This window comes from Bradyrhizobium sp. CCBAU 11434 (assembly GCF_028128895.1).
Taxonomy (GTDB): domain Bacteria; phylum Pseudomonadota; class Alphaproteobacteria; order Rhizobiales; family Xanthobacteraceae; genus Bradyrhizobium; species Bradyrhizobium zhengyangense.
The window spans coordinates 55,707-78,950 of the sequence record NZ_LBJX01000102.1; the positions used below are offsets into that span (position 1 = coordinate 55,707).

General features: G+C 61.7%; 23 protein-coding genes and 1 tRNA gene. 12 read left to right on the top strand and 12 right to left on the bottom strand.

The genetic code is table 11. From position 1 onward, the window contains the following. Positions 1-91: 91 nt before the first annotated feature. Positions 92-1,477 (bottom strand): MFS transporter, encoded by a 1,386-nt coding sequence (locus XI06_RS37505; RefSeq protein WP_271607629.1) that lies wholly within the window; start codon positions 1,475-1,477, stop codon positions 92-94. A 100-nt stretch (positions 1,478-1,577) separates the two neighbouring features. On the opposite strand from XI06_RS37505, the gene ggt reads away from it, so the two are divergent. Further along, positions 1,578-3,329: a gamma-glutamyltransferase gene (ggt, locus tag XI06_RS37510; RefSeq protein WP_271607630.1), complete on the top strand. Its 1,752-nt coding sequence runs from the start codon at positions 1,578-1,580 to the stop codon at positions 3,327-3,329. A 96-nt stretch (positions 3,330-3,425) separates the two neighbouring features. Continuing rightward, a complete protein-coding gene (locus XI06_RS37515; RefSeq protein WP_271607631.1) occupies positions 3,426-4,721 on the top strand; it encodes an MFS transporter in 1,296 nt (431 codons plus the stop codon). 26 nt (positions 4,722-4,747) lie between these two features. On the opposite strand, the gene XI06_RS37520 is transcribed toward XI06_RS37515, so the two are convergent. Further along, positions 4,748-5,413, bottom strand: coding sequence for a glutathione S-transferase family protein (locus XI06_RS37520; RefSeq protein ID WP_271607632.1), 666 nt, complete (start codon positions 5,411-5,413; stop codon positions 4,748-4,750). Between the two features lie 146 nt (positions 5,414-5,559). Between XI06_RS37520 and XI06_RS37525 the strand changes: the two genes are divergently transcribed. From XI06_RS37525 to panE, 4 genes are all read left to right on the top strand, one after another. Continuing rightward, positions 5,560-6,156, top strand: a complete 597-nt coding sequence (locus XI06_RS37525; RefSeq protein ID WP_271607633.1) for a DUF2239 family protein — start codon at positions 5,560-5,562, stop codon at positions 6,154-6,156. A gap of 89 nt (positions 6,157-6,245) precedes the next feature. Further along, positions 6,246-7,595 carry an MATE family efflux transporter gene (locus XI06_RS37530; RefSeq protein WP_237861028.1) on the top strand — a complete coding sequence of 450 codons (1,350 nt, stop codon included), beginning with the start codon at positions 6,246-6,248 and terminating at the stop codon, positions 7,593-7,595. 90 nt (positions 7,596-7,685) lie between these two features. After that, positions 7,686-8,294, top strand: a complete 609-nt coding sequence (locus XI06_RS37535) for a 2-hydroxychromene-2-carboxylate isomerase (RefSeq protein ID WP_271607634.1) — start codon at positions 7,686-7,688, stop codon at positions 8,292-8,294. A gap of 89 nt (positions 8,295-8,383) precedes the next feature. Further along, a complete protein-coding gene (panE, locus tag XI06_RS37540; protein WP_237861024.1) occupies positions 8,384-9,307 on the top strand; it encodes a 2-dehydropantoate 2-reductase in 924 nt (307 codons plus the stop codon). Positions 9,308-9,313: 6 nt separating this feature from the next. Here panE and XI06_RS37545 read toward each other — a convergent pair whose 3' ends face one another. From XI06_RS37545 to XI06_RS37555, 3 genes are all read right to left on the bottom strand, one after another. Then, positions 9,314-9,907: a c-type cytochrome gene (locus XI06_RS37545; RefSeq protein ID WP_271607635.1), complete on the bottom strand. Its 594-nt coding sequence runs from the start codon at positions 9,905-9,907 to the stop codon at positions 9,314-9,316. A 215-nt stretch (positions 9,908-10,122) separates the two neighbouring features. Then, positions 10,123-11,400 carry a PQQ-dependent sugar dehydrogenase gene (locus tag XI06_RS37550; protein WP_271607636.1) on the bottom strand — a complete coding sequence of 426 codons (1,278 nt, stop codon included), beginning with the start codon at positions 11,398-11,400 and terminating at the stop codon, positions 10,123-10,125. A gap of 383 nt (positions 11,401-11,783) precedes the next feature. Further along, positions 11,784-12,770 carry an NAD-dependent epimerase/dehydratase family protein gene (locus XI06_RS37555; RefSeq protein WP_271607637.1) on the bottom strand — a complete coding sequence of 329 codons (987 nt, stop codon included), beginning with the start codon at positions 12,768-12,770 and terminating at the stop codon, positions 11,784-11,786. A 126-nt stretch (positions 12,771-12,896) separates the two neighbouring features. Between XI06_RS37555 and XI06_RS37560 the strand changes: the two genes are divergently transcribed. Then, positions 12,897-13,760: a hypothetical protein gene (locus XI06_RS37560; protein ID WP_271607638.1), complete on the top strand. Its 864-nt coding sequence runs from the start codon at positions 12,897-12,899 to the stop codon at positions 13,758-13,760. Then, positions 13,757-16,618: an NACHT domain-containing protein gene (locus XI06_RS37565; protein ID WP_271607639.1), complete on the top strand. Its 2,862-nt coding sequence runs from the start codon at positions 13,757-13,759 to the stop codon at positions 16,616-16,618. Before XI06_RS37560 ends, XI06_RS37565 begins: the two co-directional genes overlap by 4 nt. A gap of 65 nt (positions 16,619-16,683) precedes the next feature. Here XI06_RS37565 and XI06_RS37570 read toward each other — a convergent pair. Then, positions 16,684-16,758 (bottom strand) — tRNA-Gly (locus tag XI06_RS37570). A 275-nt stretch (positions 16,759-17,033) separates the two neighbouring features. Between XI06_RS37570 and trxA the strand changes: the two genes are divergently transcribed. Further along, positions 17,034-17,954 carry a thioredoxin gene (gene trxA / locus XI06_RS37575; protein WP_237861016.1) on the top strand — a complete coding sequence of 307 codons (921 nt, stop codon included), beginning with the start codon at positions 17,034-17,036 and terminating at the stop codon, positions 17,952-17,954. Positions 17,955-17,985: 31 nt separating this feature from the next. Further along, positions 17,986-18,663, top strand: a complete 678-nt coding sequence (locus XI06_RS37580; RefSeq protein ID WP_237861014.1) for an LON peptidase substrate-binding domain-containing protein — start codon at positions 17,986-17,988, stop codon at positions 18,661-18,663. Positions 18,664-18,683: 20 nt separating this feature from the next. Here XI06_RS37580 and XI06_RS37585 read toward each other — a convergent pair whose 3' ends face one another. The 6 genes from XI06_RS37585 to XI06_RS37610 all read right to left on the bottom strand — a co-directional run bounded on the left by XI06_RS37585 (position 18,684) and on the right by XI06_RS37610 (position 22,338). Beyond that, complete coding sequence (locus tag XI06_RS37585; RefSeq protein ID WP_271607640.1) at positions 18,684-19,331, bottom strand: cytochrome b/b6 domain-containing protein; 648 nt, start codon at positions 19,329-19,331, stop codon at positions 18,684-18,686. Between the two features lie 40 nt (positions 19,332-19,371). Then, a complete protein-coding gene (locus tag XI06_RS37590; RefSeq protein WP_237860992.1) occupies positions 19,372-19,650 on the bottom strand; it encodes a PepSY domain-containing protein in 279 nt (92 codons plus the stop codon). Positions 19,651-19,856: 206 nt separating this feature from the next. Then, positions 19,857-20,669, bottom strand: coding sequence for an SDR family oxidoreductase (locus XI06_RS37595; protein WP_271607641.1), 813 nt, complete (start codon positions 20,667-20,669; stop codon positions 19,857-19,859). A gap of 3 nt (positions 20,670-20,672) precedes the next feature. Next, the gene (locus XI06_RS37600) at positions 20,673-21,146 is read right to left on the bottom strand and encodes a PaaI family thioesterase (protein ID WP_271607642.1); all 474 of its coding nucleotides are present in this window, start codon (positions 21,144-21,146) and stop codon (positions 20,673-20,675) included. After that, a complete protein-coding gene (locus XI06_RS37605) occupies positions 21,143-21,946 on the bottom strand; it encodes a crotonase/enoyl-CoA hydratase family protein (protein ID WP_271607643.1) in 804 nt (267 codons plus the stop codon). Before XI06_RS37605 ends, XI06_RS37600 begins: the two co-directional genes overlap by 4 nt. Before the next feature lie 41 nt (positions 21,947-21,987). Next, a complete protein-coding gene (locus XI06_RS37610) occupies positions 21,988-22,338 on the bottom strand; it encodes a hypothetical protein (RefSeq protein WP_271607644.1) in 351 nt (116 codons plus the stop codon). Positions 22,339-22,428: 90 nt separating this feature from the next. On the opposite strand from XI06_RS37610, the gene XI06_RS37615 reads away from it, so the two are divergent. Together XI06_RS37615 and XI06_RS37620 are read left to right on the top strand one after the other, a co-directional pair. After that, a complete protein-coding gene (locus XI06_RS37615) occupies positions 22,429-22,959 on the top strand; it encodes a TetR/AcrR family transcriptional regulator (protein ID WP_271607645.1) in 531 nt (176 codons plus the stop codon). 57 nt (positions 22,960-23,016) lie between these two features. Beyond that, on the top strand, positions 23,017-23,214 hold the full coding sequence (locus XI06_RS37620) for a Trm112 family protein (RefSeq protein ID WP_092232493.1): 198 nt from the start codon (positions 23,017-23,019) through the stop codon (positions 23,212-23,214). The last annotated feature ends 30 nt before the right edge of the window (positions 23,215-23,244 follow it).

A 23,244-nucleotide genomic window follows, 5' to 3' on the forward strand; every position in this document is an offset into this window, starting at 1 on the left:
GGCGCGCACAGCGCGAACCCGGAATCTCGCTCGACAACCTCTAGATTCCGGGTTCATCGCTCCGCGATGTCCCGGAATGACGGTGGAGATGCTATTCCCGCACCCGCATCAACAGCGCAAACCCCGTCACGAAAAACACGACGAGCACGGCCATGCCGGCCTTCTGGCTCGCGGTGACCGCGGTGATCACGCCGATCAGCAGCGGGCCGATGAAGGACGTCACCTTCCCGGTCAGCGCGAACAGGCCAAAATACTGCGCGATGCGATCCTTCGGCGCGAGGCGGATGAGCAGCGTGCGTGACGCCGCCTGAAGCGGACCGCCGGCGGCGCCGATCAGGCAGCCGAGCACGATATAGGCACGCTCCGCGGCAGCGCCGAACAGTGGCCCGCCCGGCACCGGCGGCGCGACCTTGACGAACAACACGCTGTCCTTGTCGACCAGCAGGATCGCCGCCACCGATAGCAGCAGGATCAGCATGCTCCCCGCGATAACGCGCTTCGGACCGAGGTAATCATCGAGCTTGCCGCCAAGCCAGGCGCCAAAGGTGCCGGCGATGGCGAGGATGATGCCGAACGTGCCGATCTGGATTGTGTGCCAGCCGAAGGTGCCGGCCGCATAGATGCCGCCGAAGGCGAACAGCGAAACGAGCCCATCCGTGTAGATCATGTTGGCCAGCAGAAACGCGGCAAGCGATTTCTGCTGCGGCAGATCCTTCAGCGATTGCTTCAGATCAGCCAGTCCTTCGTGCAGCGCCTCTCGGACCGGACGCTTTGCCGGATAATCCGGCGTGAACAGGAACATCGGCGTCACGAAGACGATGAACCAAAGTGCGGTCAATGGTCCCGCAGCGCGATCGCCTTCGTGGGTGACGGGATCGAGCCCGAACAGCGGCGTGAAGCCAAGCAGCGTGCGACCGGTCTCGGGATTGGCGGCGAGGAAGCCGAGCACGATGATCAGGCTGACGATGCCGCCGATGTAACCCGTGGCCCAACCGGTGCCGGAGAGCCGGCCGATGCGCTCGGGCGGCACCAGCGTCGGCATCATCGCATTGTTGAAGACGGTCGCGAACTCGGCACCGACACTGGCGAGCGCAACCGCAATCAGCAACGGCGGAATGATGGCATGATCGCCGGGCTTGCCGATCCACAGCGTACACGAAGCCACCACCAGGACTGCGCCGAACGCAGCGATCCACGGCTTGCGGCGGCCCGAAGCATCGGCGATGGCGCCAAGTACCGGGGACAACAGCGCAATCGCCATGCCAGCCGCTGCCATCGCAAACCCCCACAACGACTGCCCTGTGGCGGGATCCGGTGCGATGCTGGTGGCAAAATAGGGCGCGAACACGAAGGTCGTGATCAGCGTGAAATAGGGCTGCGCGGCCCAATCGAAGAAGATCCAGCTGATGACGGCGGCGCGCGGCGGATAAGTCCGCGGGGCGCCGGCCAAGCGCGCAGCCGGGGCGATCGTCGTCATCACGCAATCCTCATCACAAACAGTTTTGCCTGTCTTGGCGCAAACCGTATAGCATTGTTGCGACGCGTTTGAATTGGCCTGAAGGCTTGGCGGAAATTTGATGATGGCGTCATTTTCGACACGGCGTGCTTTTTTCGCACTGATCGCCACTCTGGCGTTTGGCCTCGCGTCGGCAACCGCTCAGGATGCGCGGCGGGCTTATGTGCCGCCCGCGCTCGACACCGTTCACGCCGTCCCCGCCGAGCATGGCATGGTGGTGGCGCAAGAGAAGATATCGGCGCAAGTCGGCGCCGACATCTTGCGGCGCGGCGGCAATGCCGTCGACGCAGCCGTCGCAACCGGCTTTGCGATGGCGGTAACCTATCCGCGCGCCGGCAATATCGGCGGTGGCGGCTTCATGGTGATCCATTCCGCCGAACGCAATGAGGACGTCGCAATCGACTATCGCGAGACCGCACCTGCGGCGACGACGGCGCAAGTTTTCCTCGGCCCCGACGGCAAGCCCGATGCCGCCAAGTCGCGCGATTCCGGACTCGGCACCGGCGTGCCAGGCACCGTCGCAGGCCTGGCGCTTGCACTCGAAAAATACGGCTCCGGACAATTCACGCTCGCACAATTGCTCGAACCCGCGATCGCACTCGCCCGCGATGGATTCATCGTCACCGACGACATCGCCGATACGCTGCCGGGTTGGTATCCGCGATTGGCACGCTTTCCATCTTCAGCCAGGATTTTCGCAAAGGCTGATGGCACGCCGCTTGGCGAAGGCGACAGGCTGGTGCAGCGCGACCTCGCCGACACGCTGGCGAGTGTCGCGGCGCAAGGCCCACGCGGATTCTATGAAGGCCCGGTGGCGGAGAAGATCGCCAAGGCCCTCTCCGATGCCGGCGGCATCATGACGCCGGCCGATTTGAAGGCCTATCAACCGGTGATCCGCACTCCGGTGCACGGCACTTACCGAGGCTACGACATCGTTTCGATGCCACTGCCGTCCTCCGGCGGAGTGGTACTGGTCGAGACGCTCAACATTCTCGAAGGCTTCCAGCTGGCTGATCTGAAGCAGGGTTCGCCGGCATCGCTGCATCTCCTGATCGAGGCCATGAAGCGCGCCTACGCGGACCGTGCGCGCTATCTCGGCGATCCGGCCTTTGTCAACGCACCGATCGATACGCTCATTGCGAAAGACTACGCCGCCAAGCTGCGCGCAAGCATATCCGCTGATCGCGCCACGCCGTCGAAGCAGATCGTTTCCGCTCTGCCCGCGCCGCGCGAAGGCAGCAACACCACTCACTACTCTGTCGTCGACAGCCGCGGCAACGCCGTCAGCAACACCTACACGCTGAACTTCAGCTACGGCGTCGGCCTCGTTGCCGACGGCACCGGCGTGCTGCTCAACAACGAGCTCGACGATTTCACGGCTGCCGTCGGCGCCTCCAATGCCTACGGTCTCGTCGGCTATGAGGCCAATTTACCCGGGCCCGGCAAGCGGCCGCTGTCCTCGATGTCGCCGACCATCGTCCTGAAGGACGGCAAGCCGGTGTTGGTGACGGGCTCGCCCGGCGGCAGCCGCATCATCTCGACCGTGCTCCAGGTGATCGTTGATGTGCTCGACTACAAGATGGATGTCGCGGCCGCCGTGGCTGCGCCGCGGCTGCATCATCAATGGCTCCCGGATGAAGTGCGCGTCGAGCGCGGCTTTCCCGACGACGTGCTGTTCGAGCTGAAGGCAATGGACCATCTGATCGTCGAGCCGATGGGACAGACGTCGGCCAATTCGATTGCCGTGACGCCGAACGGCCCCCTCGGAGCGCCCGATCCGCGAACGCGTGGGGCGGAGGCGGCTGGACAGTAACCCTGACGCTGCAGGGCAAGAGGGCGCGCGCCGGCTTGCGCCGACCGCCGCGCGTGCTACCACCGGCGAGCCACAAGAATTTGCCCGGGAACGCACATGACGACAGCCGATCCGCTCCAGCGCATCGAACGTGCTGAGATCGAGGACACCAGCCTTCTCGCTTTCTATCGCGACATGAACGTCGCCGAGCGCCGAACCTTCTGGGCCTGCGCGGCCGGCTGGGCGCTCGACGGCATGGACTTCATGATCTACCCGCTGGTGATCGGCACGATCATCGCGCTGTGGAAGGTTGATGCAGCCTCGGCCGGTCTTGCCGGCACGGTGACGCTGCTCGCCTCCGCTATCGGCGGCTGGCTCGGCGGCTATCTCTCCGACCATATCGGCCGGGTCAAGACGCTCCAGATCACCATCATCTGGTTCTCGGTGTTCTCGCTGGTTTGCGCAGTCGTGCAGAATTTCGAGCAGCTCCTGATCGCACGCGCCGTGCTCGGCCTCGGCTTCGGCGGCGAATGGGCCGCGGGCGCCGTGCTGATGGGCGAAGCGATCCGTCCGCAATATCGCGGCCGCGCGGTCGGCTCGGTGCAATCGGGCTGGGCCGTCGGCTGGGGTCTTGCGGTGCTGTCCCAGGCGATCCTGTTTTCGTTGATGCCGGCTGAGACAGCGTGGCGCTGGATGTTCGTGATCGGCGCCTTGCCGGCTTTGCTGGTGTTCTACATCCGCCGCTCCGTTACGGAGCCGGAAATCGCGGCAGAGGCGCGTGCCAGGCACGCGGAGACGGGCAGTCATCCGAAACTCTGGGAAATCTTCACATTCCCGATCGTGAAGACCACGGTGCTGGCATCCCTGATGGCGACAGGCTGCCAGGGCGGCTATTACGCGATCACGTTCTGGGTGCCGCAGTTCCTGACCAAGGAGCGGCACCTCTCGGTTGTCGGTTCGACCGGTTATCTCTCGACGCTGATCATCGGCTCGTTCATCGGCTATCTCACCGGCGCCTGGCTTGCCGACCGGATCGGACGGCGCAATCTGTTCCTGATCTTCTCGATCGGCGCGATCGCCGTGGTGCTGCTCTACACGCAGCTGCCGCTCACCAACGAGATCCTGTGGGTGCTCGGCTTTCCGCTCGGCTTCTTCGCCTCGGGCTATTTCTCCGGTGTCGGCGCGTTCCTGACCGAGCTTTATCCGACGCGGCTGCGCGGCTCGGGCCAGGGCTTTTGCTACAATTTCGGCCGCGGTATCGGCGCGCTGTTTCCGTTCCTCGTCGGCGCGCTGTCGGCGTCAACGTCGCTGGCCAATGCGATCGCGATCTTCGCGGTGGTGGCTTACGCGCTGTTCTTCATCGCGGCGTTCGCATTGCCGGAGACACGCGGGCGCGTGCTGCACGCTAACTGACAGATCATGGCGGGCGGTGAGGAAATTTACCGCCCCACCTGATACGGCCCGCCCTTCTCGAGGGCTCGCGCATAGGCCGGCCGCGCGTGGATGCGCTCGAGGAACGCCATCGCCTTGGGATGGCCCTGTTCGAGCCCGCCGCGCGCTTGCGCGGCTTCCAGCGGAAAGCTCATTTGAATGTCGGCGGCAGTGAATTCGTTGCCGGCGAACCATTCGCTCTTCGCAAGCTCGCCTTCCCAATAATCCATGTGCTGCTTGAGCTGCGGATTGACCAGCGCGGTCAGCGCCTGGTTCGAGACTTTGCGTACCAGCGGACGCAGCAGCGCGGGTGCGCGCTTCGGCATCAGCGTGAACAGCAGTTTGAGCAGCAGCGGCGTCATCGCAGAGCCTTCCGCGTAATGCAGCCAGTAGGCAAAGCGCAGCCGCTCCGGCGTGTTTGGCGGGGGGATCAGCCGGCCATTGCCGTAGGTCGCGACGAGATATTCGATGATCGCACCTGACTCGGCGATGGTGTTGCCGTTGTCGGTGATGACGGGCGACTTGCCGAGCGGATGGATCGCACGCAACTCCTTCGGCGCGCGCATGTCAGGCTGACGTTGATAGCGCACGATCTCGTAGGGCACGTCCAACTCTTCGAGCAGCCACAGCACCCGCTGCGAGCGCGAATTGTTGAGGTGGTGGACGGTCAGCATCGCGAAATCCTTAAGGAGCGGGTGATCGGTCGGCCGTGTACCTGCCAGCCCGGGAACACAATGTCGAGCCGGCTCGTCCGATATTTTCACCCGGGTATATTGACGACAGCTATTTACCCGGGTATTAAGGCGCCAACATGGTCAATATGGCAATGATTTCAATGCAGAAGATTTTCACCGCCTTCCAGGGGCAGCGTCGCCTGGTGTCCGGGCCGGCTGGAGAGGTCGCGCTGGTCGTCAAGCGGGTCGCGCCGCGGCCGGACGAGGCCATCATCATCTTCTCGGACGCCACGGGGCGATCGATCGACTTCGATCTGCGCGGCGGGGATCGCGAGGTGTTGGCGCGGCTGGCCAAGCAGATCCCGCCGCCGATCGAGGAAGCCTCCGCACCGGCCGAGCCGCGCGGGCGCGGCCGGCCGAAGCTCGGCGTGGTCGCGCGCGAGGTGACGCTGCTGCCGCGACATTGGGAATGGCTCAATGCACAGCCCGGCGGCGCATCGGTCGCGTTGCGAAAACTCGTCGAGGAAGCCAGGCGCGCGAGCGGCGACAAGGACCGCGAGCGGCAGGCGCGCGATGCCGCCTATCACTTCATGTCGACCATGGCCGGCAATCTCGCACAGTTCGAGGAAGCGTCGCGCGCACTGTTCGCAGATGACCGGCGGCGCTTCACCGAACTGATTGCCGACTGGCCGGCCGACATCCGCGACCACATCGTCAAGCTCGCCTACGGCGACCGCGCCTAAGCCGCGCACCGTTCTCCAACCACCCCATCAACGGCCGAGCCGCGCCATGCGCGGCAACGGCTTTGCTCGCCATGATGAAAGGCAAACTCATGTCCGTCCCAGCGCCTCTCTGGAAAAACTTCCTGCGCTTCCTCGCGCCGTTGATGCTGGGGAACGCGTTGCAATCGCTGTTCGGCACCGTCAGCAACGTCTATCTCGGCCAGATGATGGGCGTTGACGCACTCGCAGCGGTCTCGACGTTCTTTCCGGTGTTCTTCTTCCTGTTCGCCTTCGTCATGGGCCTGAGCACGGGCGCCACCGTGCTGATCGGCCAGGCCTTCGGCGCGGGCAAGCACGACAGGATCAAGATTGTCGCAGGCACGACGCTCGCGGTCGGCCTGCTGCTCTCGATTTCGGTGGCGCTGATCGGCGGCCTCTTCAGCCGGCAATTGATGCTGGCGCTCGCAACGCCTGCGGATATTCTCGCTCCTGCCAGCGCTTATGCGCGCATCATGCTGCTGACGATGCCGCTCGGCTTCACCTTCCTGCTGATGACGGCGATGATCCGCGGCGTCGGTGATGCCGTGACACCGCTGCTGGCGCTGGCGTTGTCGACCACGATCGGCTTGATCCTGACACCGATGCTGATCCACGGCGCCTTCGGCCTGCCGGCGCTCGGCATCACCAGCCCGGCCTGGGCGGGTGCGATCTGCAATGCCGTGACGCTGCTCGCGCTCGGCGCCTACCTGCTGCGGAGGAAGCACGCGCTCGCGCCTGATGCCGCACTGCTGCGCCATATCAGGCTCAACCGCGCCGTGATCGGGCAAATCCTCGGCATTGGATTGCCCAGTGCGGTCGGTATGGTCGTGATGGCGATCGCCGAGCTGGTCTTGCTCGGCCTCGTCAACAGCTTTGGATCTGATGCGACAGCTGCTTATGGTGCCGTCAATCAAGTGATGGGCTACACGCAGTTCACGGCGATGTCGATTTCGATCGCGGTCTCGATCCTCGGCGCGCAGGCCGTCGGCGGCGGCGACCGGGCGCGGCTCGACGGCATCGTCCGCACCGGTCTTGCGTTCAATCTCGTTCTGACCGGCGGGCTGGTGGCGTTGATCTATATGGTGCCGCGCGCCGTGCTCGGCATTTTCATCACCGACGGCACCGTGCTCGATTTGGCGAAGGGGCTGCTCTTCGTCGCCTTGTGGAGCTCGGTGCCGTTCGGCCTTGCGACCACGTTCTCCGGCGCGATGCGTGCTGCCGGTGTGGCGCTGACGCCGATGCTGCTGTCGATCTTTGCCATCGTCGCGATCGAGCTGCCGTCGGCGGTGATCCTCAGCCGCGCGATCGGCCTCCAAGGCGTATGGGCCGCCTATCCGATCGTGTTCTGCACCATGTTCCTCTTGCAGATGGGCTATTACATCCTGGTGTGGCGCAAGCAGGCGATCCGACGCATGGTCTGATCATCAAGATATTATGACCATCATTAAACGGTGGACCTGTGGCGCACCCTGCGCCACAATGGGCCAAAAGTGACGTCAGGGAGAACGAATTTGACCCGCACAGCTCCGCAATTCCTGTTCGATTTCGGCAGCCCGAACGCCTATCTCAGCCATCTCGCGATCCCGGCGATCGAACAGCGGATCGGCGTCAAATTCGAATATGTGCCGATCCTGCTCGGCGGCATCTTCAAGTCGACCAACAACAAGTCGCCTGCCGAGACGCTGGCCGGCATCAAGAACAAGCGCGAATTCCAGCAGGTCGAGACCGAACGCTTCCTCAAGCGCTTCAAGGTTCAGCCCTATGTCTGGAATCCACACTTTCCCGTCAACACGCTGAACCTGATGCGCACTGCGATCGCGGCGCAACTCGAGGGCGTGTTCGAAAAATATGTCGATGCCGCCTTCCACCACATGTGGCGCGAGCCGAAGAAGATGGATGACCCCGAAATCGCGGCGAAGGCGCTGGCGTCTTCAGGCCTTGATGCCCAAAAGCTGTTCGCACGCGCCCAGGAGCCCGAGGTGAAGGGCAAGCTGATCAAGAACACGGAGGAGGCGGTCGCCCGCGGCGCCTTCGGCTCGCCGACCTTTTTCGTCGGCAATGAGATGTTCTTCGGCAAGGAACAGCTGCGCGAGGTCGAGGAGATGGTGCTTGGGAAGTGATCCGGCATCCTCCAGAAACCGGGTGGTCTCCTTGAGGTCGTTCTGGCATGCTCCGGGACAACGGAAGAAACAACAATAAGGACTTTCCCATGCGTATCCTCGTGGTCGGCGCCGGCGCCATCGGAGGCTATTTTGGTGGCAGGCTGTTGCAGGCCGGCCGCGACGTCACCTTCCTGGTCCGCGCCAAGCGCGCCAGCGAGCTTGCGAGCGCGGGCCTCGTCATCAGGAGTCCGAATGGCGATGTGACATTGAAGAATCCGCCGACCGTTCAGGCCGACGCCATCAGGGACAAGTTCGATGTCGTGCTGCTCAGCTGCAAGGCGTTCGATCTCGACGATGCCATCAAGTCGTTTGCACCGGCGGTCGGGCCTGACACCGCGATCATCCCGATGCTCAACGGCATGAAACATCTCGACACGCTCGATGCCGTCTTCGGCAAGGAGCGCGTGCTCGGCGGTCTCTGTGCCATCGCCGCAACCTTGAACGAGAAGCGCGAAGTGGTGCAGCTCCAGCCAATGCAGTCGATCAATTACGGTGAGCGAGACGGCACGATGTCGGATCGCGTCAAGGCGATCGACGAAGCCTTCAAGAGCGGCATCAAGGGTGCCACGGCCAGCCAGAACATCATGCAGGACATGTGGGAGAAGTGGGTGTTCCTGTCTTCGCTCGCGGCTTCCACCAGCCTGATGCGCACGTCCGTCGGCAACATTCTCGCCGCGCCCGGCGGCCGCGACTTTCTGCTCGGCATGCTCGACGAGACTAGCGCGATCGCGACTGCATCCGGCTATCCGCCGGGCGGTCCGTTCTTCGATCGCGTGAAGGGCAACCTGACCACCGAGGGCTCGCCGATGACGGCCTCGATGTTCCGCGACATCAACGCGGGTTTGCCTGTCGAAGCCGATCACGTGATCGGCGACCTCATCGCGCGCGCCGACGCGGCCAAGGTGCCGGTGCCGAAGCTGCGCATCGCGTATACGCATCTGAAGGCGTATGAGAAGCAGCGGGCGGGGTAGGTAGCGCTATTTGAAATACGCCAGATAGTGCGCCACCGCCGTGATTTCCTCATCGCTCATGTGATAGGCGACGTCAGCCATCGCGGCGACGCCGCCGCCGACGCGCCGGCCCGCTTTGTAGTCGTGCAGCGCCTTGATCAGATATTCCTCGCGCTGACCTGCGAGCCGCGCGACGGCCTTGGTGCCGGTAAAGCTATCCGTGTGACATGAGGCGCAGCGGCGGCCGACGGCAACCTGCGCGCCTTTCTTCGACAGATCCGGATCCCCGTCCTCGGCGGGCTTTGGCGGCGTCATCGCCGCGAAATAGGCGCCGAGACTGCGGACGTCCTCATTGGTGATCTCTTCGGCGATCGGCTGCATCTGCTCGTTCTTGCGCGAGCCGGCGCGAAAGAACACGAGCTGCCATTGCAGGAATTGATCGGGCTGGCCGGCCAGCGACGGGATGTTCTCGGTCTGCGAGATGCCGTTCTCGCCGTGGCAGCCGGAGCAGACGGCAGCCTTCTCCTGGACGGCGGCATTGTCGGCGGCGCTGGCGGAGAGCGCGCCGAGCGCGAGGAGCGCAGCCGCGCTGATTGCGTGCGAGATGAACTGCCGGCGCATGGTGGGAATTCCGATCTATCGAACTCGTCATTCGGGGGCGTGCGGAGCACGAGCTATGATGCGCAATTGCGCATCTGAGAATCCATAACCACGGGTCGGGGTGATGGGTTCCGGACTTGCGCGCAAGAGGCGCACAATCCGGAACGACATTGACGCTTGCAAATGAAAGAGGCTGCGGTGCCTCTCGGCCACCGCAGCCTCCTGGTCAGATCGCGCTACTTCTTGCTGTAGCTGATGCGGTAGATCGCGCCAGCCCAGTCGTCGGCGACGAGGATCGAGCCGTCCTTGGCGAGAACGATGTCATCGGGACGGCCGAGATAGCCCTGGTCACCCTCGATCCAGCCGGAGGCGAACACCTCCTGCTTGGGGTTCTTGCCGTCGGGCCCGACGATCACGCGCATGATGCGGCCGCCCTGGTACTTGTGACGATTCCAGGAGCCGTGCTCGGCGATCAGGATGTTGTTCTTGTACTCGGCGGGGAACTGGTCGCCGGTATAGAACTTCATGCCGAGCGGAGCGACATGCGCGCCGAGGTTCAGCACGGGCGGCGTGAACTCGGAGCATTTGTGGCCCATTGCGAACTTCGGATCGGGAAGATCGCCCTGGTGGCAGTAGGGATAGCCGAAATGCTCGCCGAGCTTGCTGATCATGTTCAGCTTGTCTGAGGGCAGGTCATCGCTGACCCAATCGCGAGCGTTCTCGGTGAACCAGTACTTGCCGGTGCGCGGATCGACGTCGCCACCGACCGAGTTGCGAACGCCGAGCGCATAGACTTCGGCGTTGCCAGTCTTGGGATCGACGCGCCGGATCTGCGAAACGCTGGTCGGGGGAATGCCGACGTTGAAGGGCGGTCCGAACGGAATGTAGAACCAGCCGTCCTTGTCGGCGGCGAGATATTTCCAGCCATGCGCGGCGTAGGACGGCATGTCGTCATAGACGACCTTGCCCTCACCGGGATTGTCGAGCTTGTTTTCGATGTCGTCGTAGCGGATCAGCTTGTCGACCGCGATGACGTAGAGCGCGCCATCCTTGACGGCGAGACCCGTGGGCATGTTCAGCCCCTTGAGAATGGTCTTGACCTCTTTCTTCCCGCCATTGTCCTTGATGGCATAGACGTTGCCGAGGCCGAACGAGCCGACGAACAGCGTACCCTTGTCACCCCAGGCCATCTGCCGCGCGGCCAGCACGCCTGAGGCGTAGACCTCCATCTTGAAGCCCGCCGGCAGCTTCACCTTCTTGATGATGTTGGCGAGCTCGGCATCGGAGGCGCCGGTCGGCGGACCCGAGGGCGGCGCGAGGCCCTTCTGCGCTTCGGTCTCATCGCCAAGGAACCAGTCATCCGGCGGATGTGTCCAGAATTCCTTGGTGCCGGATTCGTACTTCTTCAACGCACGGTTCTTGTCCTGCTGTTGTTGTGCACTGACAACGCTGGTCCCGGCAAGAAGGGCAACCGCTGCAAGCGCCAACACGGATCGATGGATGATCGATTTCATCGCGTCACTCCCCTAAGGCAGCCGTCGGGGCTGCACGTTCTTTGTTTTGCTGTGTGAGTAGGCGAAGTTCGAAGTCTGCCCGAGAGGCAGACGCAAAAAGGTTAGCACATCTGCGGGCGGTGAGAAGCGCGTCGCGTGCGCGGCAGTTGCGCTCAATCAAAATTGAGACGGATCATCTCACATCGTCGCAAGCGACGACGACAACGTTCTCGCTGCAACGCGGAATCGGGATGGCGCCGCCTCATTTACGAGCAGCAGGAGGAAGCCGGCCGATCCAAGAGCGTGAAAACAACCCCATGCACAGTAGAACGGCGAGGTGCGGATCGCGCGCGGCGGCACCGGCCACACGTTTGAAAGATCGTGCAATTTGACAAAAGAGGTAACTAAGGGGTGACCGGGTACGGCCCGTCGTCAAACGGTGTGTCGTGATAGCCCTTCGACCCCACCTCGCGCGCCAGGGCACTGCGGAAATCCGAGCCAGCGCCAAGGCTGCGCAGCACATGGGCGAAATCGAACTCGGGATGCCATCCGAGCTCGCGCCGTGCGCGCTCGTTGACATAGACGCGGTCGATCTCGGGGAACAGCCGCCAACCGCGCGCGGCATAGAGGTCGGCGCATTCAGGGTAGAGCTCGCGCACGACACCGGCAGCATTGCGGGCGAGCGCGGCGAGGTGATGTTGCGCGAACGGGCTGGTCGCGGATACGATGTAACGGCCGAAGCCAATCTCGGGCGCGCACGCGACGGCGAGCAGATGGGCGCTGACCGCGTCCGCTATATCAAGCCGTCGATGGAGCAGCTCGTTGGCTTGCGCGTTGTCCAGCGCGTAGGCCGACCGCATGGCGGGATCGTCATCATCCTCCGGAAAGAACCGCGAGGTCCGCAAGATGACGACCGGCACGCCCCGCTCGCGAAAGAACAGCTCGCACAGATTCTCCGCCATCAGCTTTGTGGTGCCGTAGATGTTCTTGGGCACCGACGCCAGCTCTTCGGTCACCCACACCGCCGCCTGTCCCGCCTCGGGCCGGAGCTGCGCGCCGAACGCGCTGGTGGTGCTGGTGAAGACAAAACTGTTCACGCCGGCAGCCAGCGCCGCCTCGAGCAGATTGAGCGTCCCGGTGACGTTGGTGTCGACAAACGCCTGCTTGCTGTGGGTCGCCACATGCGGCTTGTGCAGCGTCGCGGTGTGGATCACGGCGGTGACGCCGTCCATCTGTGCGCGGACGAAGGTGGGATCGACGATCGAGCCTACGGCATCGGTGAAGGGCGACGGCTTCAGATCGAGCCCGCGCGCGGGCGAGCCGCGGCGCCGGAGGGTGCGGAGGAGGGCTTCGCCGAGGTGGCCGGCGCTGCCGGTGACGAGGATTGTCATCTTTGCAGCCTTGCTGCAGTGCACCAGCAACTTAATGGGGATTCACGGGGCCACCGATGCTCGTTAAGATTGAAGTTCATTTCGAACTACCGGCAGTATCCCAATTTTCAATGTTCGGAATTGCACATGACATATTTATACGAGCAGTTGACCCCGGATAGGTTTCAGCAATTCTGCCAATCTCTTTTGGCCGCCCAGTTCCCCAATGCTCAATGCCTACCCGTAGCGCAGCCAGATGGTGGCCGTGACGCTTATCTTTGGTCCGTACAAGGCCCGAAAGGACGCGCTGAGGACCTGATCGTTTTTCAAGTAAAGTTCAGTAGATCTCCACAAAAGGCGGATTCAGAATTTCTGCAAGTTATTGCGGACTTAGAACTTCCGAAGGTCGAACTTCTAAAGCAGAAAGGCCTGAGCGCTTATTATTTGCTGACCAACGTAGCCGGTTCCGCGCACCTCGATGTTGGCTCGATCGACAAAATGAACGAGCTACTAAAGTCGCATCTGGACGTACCGGCCTTCTGTTGGTGGCGCGACGACCTGGATCGCAGAGTAGACGGCCATGCCGACATCAAATGGAGTTACCCAGAAATCATTCGGGGTAGTGATTTACTTCAAGCCTTGTTTGAAGGGGCTCTTGGCGAAGATAGTCGCCGCCGGGACAATGCTCTGCACGCATATCTTGCAGCGCAGTTCAACGACGACAAGGAAGTAAAATTCAAGCAGGTCGATCTATCGCATAGTCTGCTCGACCTTTTTGTCGATACCTCGCTCTCTTTTACGGAAAATGACGAGAAGATTATTCGACATGCTTCTTACGATCGCCACGCAATTTTCAACCACTATACGGCCCGACATTCAGGAAACGTGCTCGCAGCACATTTCTTCCTTAAGTCCGACGTCACAAGCCCATTTCTGAAATCCGTTCTTGAGGGTGCTCCCGGCCAAGGTAAATCGACGATTTCTCAGTATATCTGCCAATCCACCGAATGAGGTTACTCGATAAGCCCCTCGACCGGATTCCCTCGGAACATCTGGAAGGGTTGCTACGTTTCCCCATGCGAGTTGACCTCCGAGATTACGCTAGCTGGATTGCAGGGAAGAATCCTTACGCCGCCGATCCAAACGCAGTGAGACCGAATGACGCGCAAAACTCCCTTGAGAGTTTTCTCGCATTCCAGATTTCTCACGTTTCAGGAGGTCACACCTTTTCGGTAGCGGATCTCACGTTGTTCGCCAAAGCGAGTCACATCTTGATTGTCTTAGATGGCTTTGACGAAGTGGCGGACATTCCGACGCGGGAACAGATCGTAAGAGAGATTACCAAAGCGTCGAACCGGTTGGCCGCCCGCTCTTTGCAAGTGCTCGTTACGAGCCGACCCGCCGCGTTCGCGAAGTCACCGGGTTTCCCCCATCGAGACTGGACGTACTTGTCACTCCAATCGATGGAATCGAGCCAGATCAACGAGTATGCAGAAAACTGGATGCGGGCTCGTTATCTCCTACCACAGGAACGCTCCGAACTTCTAAAGGTGCTTGGACAGAAACTCGATCAACCGCATATGCGCGATTTGGCGAGAAATCCTATGCAGTTAGCCATCTTGCTAAGCTTAATTCAAACAAGGGGGCTATCCCTGCCCGATAAGCGGACAGCACTATACGATAGTTACATGGAGCTCTTCTTCAACAGAGAAGGAGAGAAGAGTGCGATTGTTCGAGAGCACCGTGATTTGCTAATTACACTGCATCAATATCTGGCCTGGATCATTCAGACTGAGGCCGAAGAGATAAACAGTAAAGGCAGTATCACAGAAGAAAAGTTGAAATTAGTTCTTCGCGAGTATCTGGCTAAGCAGGGGCACAGACCGTCTCTTGTCGATGATCTCTTCGTCGGAATGATTGAGCGAGTCGTTGCGCTCGTTTCGCGAGTACAGGGAACATTCGAATTTGAAGTTCAGCCACTGCGCGAATATTTTGCCGCTCGGTATCTTTATGAGACTGCACCATATTCTCCACCAGGCCGTGAGAAACGAGGTACTAATCCCGAACGTTTCGAGGTTCTTTCGCGGAATTTCTATTGGCTCAACGTTACCCGATTTTTCTGCGGGTGCTACAGCCGCGGCGAGCTATCCTCTTTGGCGGACGGACTTATCGAACTCGCTGAGTCTGACAATTACAGAGAAACTAGCTATCCACGATTGCTAACACTAATGCTGCTCGGCGATTGGGTCTTTGCGCAACAACCCCTTACGATCGAGCGCCTTGTAAAAATGCTACTTGATGAGTCCGGCCTCAAGATTTTGCTCTCAGGTCTGCAGAGGGACGATTCGACCGCGCTGATTGCGCCAGAGCGATGCGGACGTTCAGAAATCTTGGAAGGATGTAAGACGATCCTCGCCAATTCCCCCAAGTACGACGTATTGGCTGCGATCGCGTTCGCGCTCCAAGCGGCTCTCCCAAATTCTGAACTTCAACGGATCTGGAGTTCGCTCAGGATTGCCATGTCGCCGACCGATTGGTTGAGAACTGGACGAATACTTGGGCTGCTTCCCACGCTCGACATCCCTTCCGTCGAAACTTTACTGAGTGATTTTGGACGACCGGCTGTTCTAGAACTTGCGATGGCGAATTGTTTCGAGACTTTGGAGGCAAATCAGGCAACTTTTTCCGCGACGATCGATTTTGTGCTCCGTGGCAACGGGCATTTGTTGCACACCAGATCGCCACCCACAGAGAACCCTTCGTTCGTTTCGATCTTTGGGTTCTCTCTCGACATAGGCAATTTTCAATCCATCTTCCGAGACTTCCCTGGAACACAGCGCGCGCTGGAGCGAGGCCTATCTCTCAAGGAGGCTTTAACGTACCGCAACCCCCTCAATCCAATGCTATTCAAGGGTTCTGCATACTTAAGGGATAGAGTGGACGGCGAATTCTTGGAGCGTTGTGAGGCGTTGTTAAAGATCTTTTTGAAGGTATCGGATCGAGACATTCGGAATTGGAAATCAAGTCTGGAGCCGTGGTCTGAGCTTGTGGATTCGGGGGTTGGTCTTTTTGGAAGAAGGACCGTATTTTTTGATATCGCTCTAGTGGCAGCGGGCATTATCTCGAAAACCGAAAGTGGCCAAATTGGAGAAGGGCTGCTCGATAATAGCGTTCCTTTATGCCAACGGATTCGCTACGCTCGCTTGAGATCAGGATCTCCATCATGGTGGGAGACACAGTTCGCTCAAGCAGGTGAGGACGATGACCTGCTTTACTTCGTCCTTACGGTCTTCCTCGTATGGGCTACTCCGCGAACGGTACTCGCGTTGGCCGCGTCGATTTCCCCCCGTCTAGAGATGCTCAGCGAGAGTCACTGGGAAGTTCTATCTTCGCGGTTGGAGCGATCCAATTTTGTAGACAAGTTTATTCCTGAGCAATCAATTAAGAGTGCCTTGGCGGGCTGTGACCTGCGAATTGCGGTCGCTTTGGGAATGCGCCTTCCTGATGAAATGGCAACTCAAATTGCGACGACTAAGCTCGCGGAGTATCAAGGTGACGACCGCCGTATCTTGAGATTTGGTCTCGAACGGGGAGCCACTCTTGTTCTGGAGAATCCAACAAGATGGAGCTCCTATTTGCCCAGGCTGCGCCATGCCTATAGCCGAGGCCTCAATGCTCCGTACTCGCTTTTCGCGCATGGACATGCACAGGTGCAGATTCCCTTGCCGACCGCGAGGAAAATTTGTTCTAACGCGGCCGAGTACCCCCTAAACCTTATCGAGGCCGCGCAGGCACAGCTCACGAAACATATCGGCTCCAAGGCAAAAGCTCCCGGAATGGTAGCGAAAAGTGAAAGATGGTTTTCCTAGTATTTGCTCGACAGCGTTGACAGGAGCGGACATTTCCGTAGGCCATCAAACTGGCTGGGAAAAATTGGAGCGGGCGAAGGGGCTCGAACCCTCGACCCCGACCTTGGCAAGGTCGTGCTCTACCACTGAGCTACACCCGCATCCTGTGTCGGTCGCGTGACGCGCCGGCAACGGCTGTCGTATGCCAAAAGCGGGAGGCGAATGCAACAGCTACCGGCAGCATAGATGCGCATTCAGAGCCCCAATATGGAGCCCTCAAACCGCCGAATCGACCGAAAATGGCCCGGAACTGTCGAATCGGCTGCGACGGATTGAAATTCGGCCGCCCCGGCCCAATTTTAGGGCCTGAAACGAAGCACATGTGGCGGCGACGTGCTAAAGAGCCGCCATTCCAGACATCTGACGAGGGGATCCCGTGACGATCATCGACCAGGGTAACGGAGCGGGCCCGGCTGCGGCCGATCTGATCAAGGACACCACCACCCAGACCTTCGTGAAGGACGTCATCGAGGAATCGAAGCGCCAGCCGGTGCTGATCGACTTCTGGGCGGAGTGGTGCGGTCCCTGCAAGCAGCTCACCCCCGTGCTGGAAAAGGCCGTCAAGGCGGCCAAGGGCAAGGTCAAGCTGGTCAAGATGAACATCGACCAGCATCCGGCGATCCCCGGCCAGATGGGCATCCAGTCGATCCCGGCCGTGATCGCCTTCATCAACGGCCAGCCCGCCGACGGCTTCATGGGCGCGGTGCCCGAGAGCCAGGTCAACGCCTTCATCGAGAAGCTGACCAAGGGCGTGACTGCGCCGGGCGAGCCCAACATCGCCGAGATCCTGCAGGAGGCCGAGGCCGTGCTCGCCGAGGGCGACACTGCTGCGGCCGCGCAGATCTATGCCGAAGTGCTGCAGTATGATTCGACCAATATCCCCGCACTTGCCGGCCTCGCCAAGTGCTACGCCGCGTCGGGTGCGATGGAGCAGGCCAAGCAGACGCTGGCCATGGTGCCGGAGTCCAAGCGCAACGACCCGGCCGTGAAGGCGGTGCAGACCGCGATCGATCTCGCCGAGCAGGCGGAGCAGCTCGGGCCGATTGCTGAATTGGAACAGAAAGTCGCCGCAAACCCGCTCGATCATCAGGCCCGCTTCGACCTTGCCACCGCGCTGAATGCGAAGGGCGACCGGGCAGCCGCGACCGAGCAGCTGCTCGCGATCGTCAGGCGCGATCGCAAATGGAACGACGACGGCGCCCGCAAGCAGCTGGTGCAGTTCTTCGAAGCCTGGGGCGGTGCGGACGATGCAACCGTCGAGGGACGCAAGCGCTTGTCTACGATCCTGTTTTCGTAAGCGCAGGTCGCAAAATCGCCGCGGGGAGCAGATGCCGATCAACATCGAATATCGCGGCCCAGCGGACCTCCCCGAAATCATTCCGGTGTTTCCGCTGCCGGGTGCGCTGCTGCTGCCGCGCGGCCAGATGCCGCTCAACATCTTCGAGCCGCGCTATCTGGCGATGGTCGACGACAGTTTTCGCGATGGCCATCGCCTGATCGGCATGATCCAGCCTGACGTGGCGCATTCGCCGAAAAATTCCGACAAGCCGGCGCTGTTCCGCGTCGGCTGCGTCGGCCGCATCACCCAGCTCGCCGAATCCGGCGACGGCCGCTACATCCTCGAGCTGACCGGCGTTGCCCGCTTCAGGGTGCTCGAGGAGCTCGATGTGCTGACCGCCTACCGGCAGTGCAAGGTCGATTTCTTCGCCTTCGCCGACGATTTCAAGGCGCGCCTCGGGGAGGAGGCGGTCAACCGCGAGGCGCTGCTGGTGGCGCTGGCGGATTTTCTGAAGGCCAACAATCTCAAGGTCGACTGGGAAGGCGTCGAGAGCGCGCCCAACGAGGCGCTGGTCAATGCGCTGGCGATGATGTCGCCCTATGGCCCCGCCGAGAAGCAGGCGATGCTGGAAGCGCCCGACCTGAAGACCCGCGCCGAGATCCTGATCGCGGTCACCGAGATGGACCTCGCCAAGAAGCGCACCAGCGGCGATCCGCCGTTGCAGTGAGGGGGCGCGAAGCCCTCCGATCAGTCGGTCGAAGTCAGGTAAAAGCCCGAGCCATCGCCGCGTTGTTGTTCACCTCTCCCTTCGGGAGAGGTGTGAGACCGGATGCGCTTGCGGCCGGTGATCATGGCGCGGATCAGGTTCTCGCGCTGAAGCCAGCCCATTCCGATCACACCCGCGACGTGCAGCACGACCAGGATCATGACGGCGTCCGATGCGACGGCATGCGTATCCTCGATCCACCAGACGCCGAAGAAGGTGACGGTTACCGACAGCGCACCCGTGATCGCCGAGACGGCGAGCGACAGCAGCAGCGCCACCAGCATCAACGTGCCGGCAGGATTGAGCCCGATATAGCGGCCGGTGATGCCGCGGCGGAGATTCCAGAGGTAGGAGGGCGCCACACGCAGCCTGACGCCGATCATGCGAAAGCGCGAATAGCGGCTGCCCCGGAAGCCCCAGACCAGGCGGAAGACAAGAAGCGCGATCACCGCATAGCCAACGATGCGGTGAAGCCTGTCGTAAACGGTGGGGGTGAACCACGCGGCCAGGACGCACGCCGCGAGGACCCAGTGCCAGAGCCGCAGCGGAAGATCCCAGACCGCGACCGTCCGATCAACGGGGCGTCTGACGGATACCCCGCGCGCGTCTGATACCGCGTTGCCGCTCAAGCCGGGACCACTTTCAAGGCAAAAGCCCTACTTGGCAAATTTATTTGGCGATCGTGTGCTTCAGGCTGAGATCTTCCGGGCTGTAGAACAGCTCGTAGAGCTTGCCTTCCTTGACGCCGTAAACCTCATAGCACGAGCCTTCGATCTTGGAGCGGCGCACCTCATAGCCTGCCGCCTTGGCCTTTGCTTCGGCATCGCCCGCCGGCTTCCACGAGGCCTTGTCGAGCTTGGTGCAATCCTTGAAACCATCGGCCATTGCCGTCGACCCCATGCCGATCCCGACCGTCATTGCGATGGCAAGAACACGAATCACTCTCACTGATATCTCTCCTCTGTCGTGCGCGCGAAGCGCGGGCCGAAGGAAGCCAAGGGCGAGGCGAAGTCAATCGTGGTTCGGATCAGCGTGGCGTTAGAGATATTCTAGCCGCCGCCAAAACATCAGCGCGCTCCGTGCGCAACGCATGTTTGGCGGCACGCTGCGGCCTTAAGCCTCACGGCCGGATTCGTCCGCGAGCGTCGCGAATGCTACGCCACCTGGCGTGTGACGGAATACCGGCGCTGCAGCCAATCCGCCCAGGCTAGACGTCCACGCACGCCGCGGCTGACGACAAAGCCCATGCCGCGCGCCTTGGCCTCCGACATCGCTATCGGAAGGATCTTTCGATGCAGCCCTCGCGCATCCCGATACTGGCCGGCAAGCGCGGCAATGCTAATGTCTTGGGGACCGCCAATCTCGGCGCGCTCGCCAAAGATCCCGTCAAAGGCGCAGGCCACGATGTGATCGGCGACATCGCTGGTATCGACGGGATTGAAGGACGTCGTCGGCATTGGCCACAGCGGAAGCCAGGCCAAGCCCGCAAGCATCTTGTCGAGCAGATAATAGAACGGCATCGCGCGAACGACGGACCAGGACAGTGCGGAGGCGCGAACCAGCCTTTCCCCGGCGAGCTTGACCCGTGCATAAGGCAATGTCGCGTCATCGAGACCGACGATCGACACATGCAGAAAATGCCGGACGGATTGCTGCTCGCAGAGCGACAGCAGACGTTCCGTTCCCTCGACGTCCACCGCCGAAGGCGACCTGAGGAAATCGACCGGCCGAACGCCGCCGCGCCGCGCGATCGGCGAATATGTCGCCGCGTTGATGACCGTGTCGACATCGTGCAAGGCCTCCCGCAAGCCGGCGCCTGTGGCGAGATCGCCGACGGCCCATTCGACATCCGCGCGCGTGCCCCGAGATCTCGCAAGCAACCGGACGTGATGGCCGTCGCCGACGAGACGATCGACGATGTCGCGGCCGAGATGGCCGGTGCCTCCGGTGACGAGCGTCAACGCCATGCTTCAGCTCCCGTCGGCCTTGCGCGATGGTCCGCCGGTAGGAACGAGCACGGTTTCTCCGGTTGCGACGAGGGACAGTTGGTCCTGCTCATCGGCGGCCAACAACTCGGCACGTGCGAACACCTGCCGGCGCCCGGCGCGCACTGTTGTCCCCTTGGCGATGAAGTGACGGCCGATCGCCGGCCTAAGACAGTTCATCGCAAAATGCGATGCAGTAACCGAGCCGACCAGCGTCGCGGCGGCAAAGCCGCAGGCGGTGTCGAGAAGGGCTGCGATGATGCCGGCGTGGAGGTGTCCGGAATATTGGGCGAAATCGTCGCGCCATGTCATTCGGATCGCTACCTCGCCATGACCGGCCGCAGCGACATCAAACTCCGCCATGCGATTGAAGGCGGCAGACGAATTGACTGCCCGGAGAGCCTGGAGATCGAAGCCTTGGACGCTGAAGCCTTGGACACTGTAGCTTTGGGCGCTCATGCCTGGCTCCATCGCGGTGTGCGGTTTTCGAGATTGCTGCTCACGGCCTCGATATGATTGGGGGTGCCAAGCAGTGCGGCCTGCTCGGCGGTCTCGGCGGCAAGACCCGTGGCGACGTCAGAGGTCGCGGCGAGATTGAGCAGACGCTTGCCGGCACGAACTGCATCCGGGCTGCGGGTGGCGATCTGGTGGGCTATCGACTGCGCCGCCGCCAGTGGATCGTCGGCCAATCCCGTCGCAAAGCCATAGGCCAGCGCTTCGCTGGCCGAGAACACGCGGCCGGTATAGGTCAGCTCGCGCACGACGTCCTCGCGTGCAAGGTGGCGCATCAATAACGTGCCGGCCATGTCGGGCACTAAACCCCATTTGGCCTCGATGACGCCAAGCTTCGTCGCCGGCGCCAGATAGCGAAGGTCCGCACCAAGCGCGAGCTGGAAGCCTCCACCGAAGGCGACGCCATGGACTGCGGCGATGACGGGCACCGGCAACTCGCGCCAGAGCCAGACCAGGTGCTGCGCATAGTTTGCCATGTCATGGCTTCGCTGCATGAGGTCGACCGACGGAATCAGCGATTCGCCTCGGGTCGTCGCGAGAAGGCGATCCAGATCGAGGCCGGCACAGAACGCCCGTCCTTCGCCGGAGAGAATGACGACGCGAACATCCCTGCGCGCACCGAGTCTTGTGCCGGCGGCGATGAGCGCCTCGAACATGGCGGGGTCGAGGGCATTCATCTTGTCGGGGCGATTGAGACGGACATGGGCTACGCCGTCTGCGATGGTCAACCGAACACGACCTTCCATGGCGTCACTCCGCTTGAATGCGTGGCCTGTCGTTTCGACGATCAGTAACCGGCCGCTGCCATGACCACGACTGCAGTGAGCGCCATCCAGCCAAAGTGGCGGCCACGCGTCGCCCATGCGTTGGCGCAGGCGGACAAGCCGAACACGCCGATCATGGTGAGCACGATCCAGCGGCGCGCCGAGGCCGAGTCCATCCAGGGCGTAGCAACCAGCAGCACACCGCAGCCGATCCAGGCCACCGTCGAAGCCTGCCAGACCAGGCGGATCAAGGTGCGCAGCCGCGGTGGCTCGATGGTGGCGCGGGGAAAGACCTTGGTTTCGCCGAGCAGGCCATGGATGAGCGCCACGATGATGGCGCCGACGCCGGCACACTGGAGCAACAGATCACGCATCAAGGCCTCCATACATCTGTGTATGGTGAGATAGAGGCTGGCCTGCCGGCTGTCAATACACTAGTGTATGGTCCGAGAGCGGAACCCGACATGACCGAGCAGCTCACCGCCGACGACTGGATCAGCCAGGGCATCAAGGCGCTGACCAAAAGCGGCTTTACCGCGCTGAAGGCCGATCCATTGGCAAGGGCCATGGGCGTCTCGCGCGGCAGTTTCTACTGGCATTTTGCCGATCTCGGCGCGTTCCACGCCGCCGTGCTGAGGCGCTGGCGCGAGATCGCAGCCGAGGAGATCATCGCGCGCGTCGAGGCCGACAGCGACGAGCCATTGAAGGCGCTGCTGCGCAGGACCTTTGGCGCCCGGCTCGATCTGGAGCGCGCTGTGCGCAACTGGGCCGCATTCGATCCGGCGGCGCAGGCGGCGGTCCGCGCCATCGACCGCCGCAGGCTCGATTATATCGAGGCACTGCTGGAGAAGCGGGGGCTCGACGCCGCAACGGCACAGGCGCGCGCGCAGATCCTGTACTGGACGTTTCTCGGCTTTGCGCTATCAGCCGCACCGGTACCGACCGCACGGCTCCAGGGCCTGCTCGACGAGATCCAGCAGATGGTCTCGGGCTAGAGTTGATGGGCGACCGCGAATTTCTATGATAGAGGCAAACGAATGCCGGAGACCCCAATGAACGCGCCCACCGAACGCCCCGAAAACAGCGTCGATCCGAAACTGCTGGAGATCCTGGTCTGCCCGCTGACCAAGGGACCGCTGGAGTTCGACTCGGCCAAGCAGGAGCTGATCTCGCGGTCTGCAAAACTCGCTTATCCGATCCGCGACGGCATTCCGATCATGCTGCCGGAAGAGGCGAGGAAGATCGATTGAGGGTGGCTGTTGCTGCGCGATGACCGTGCG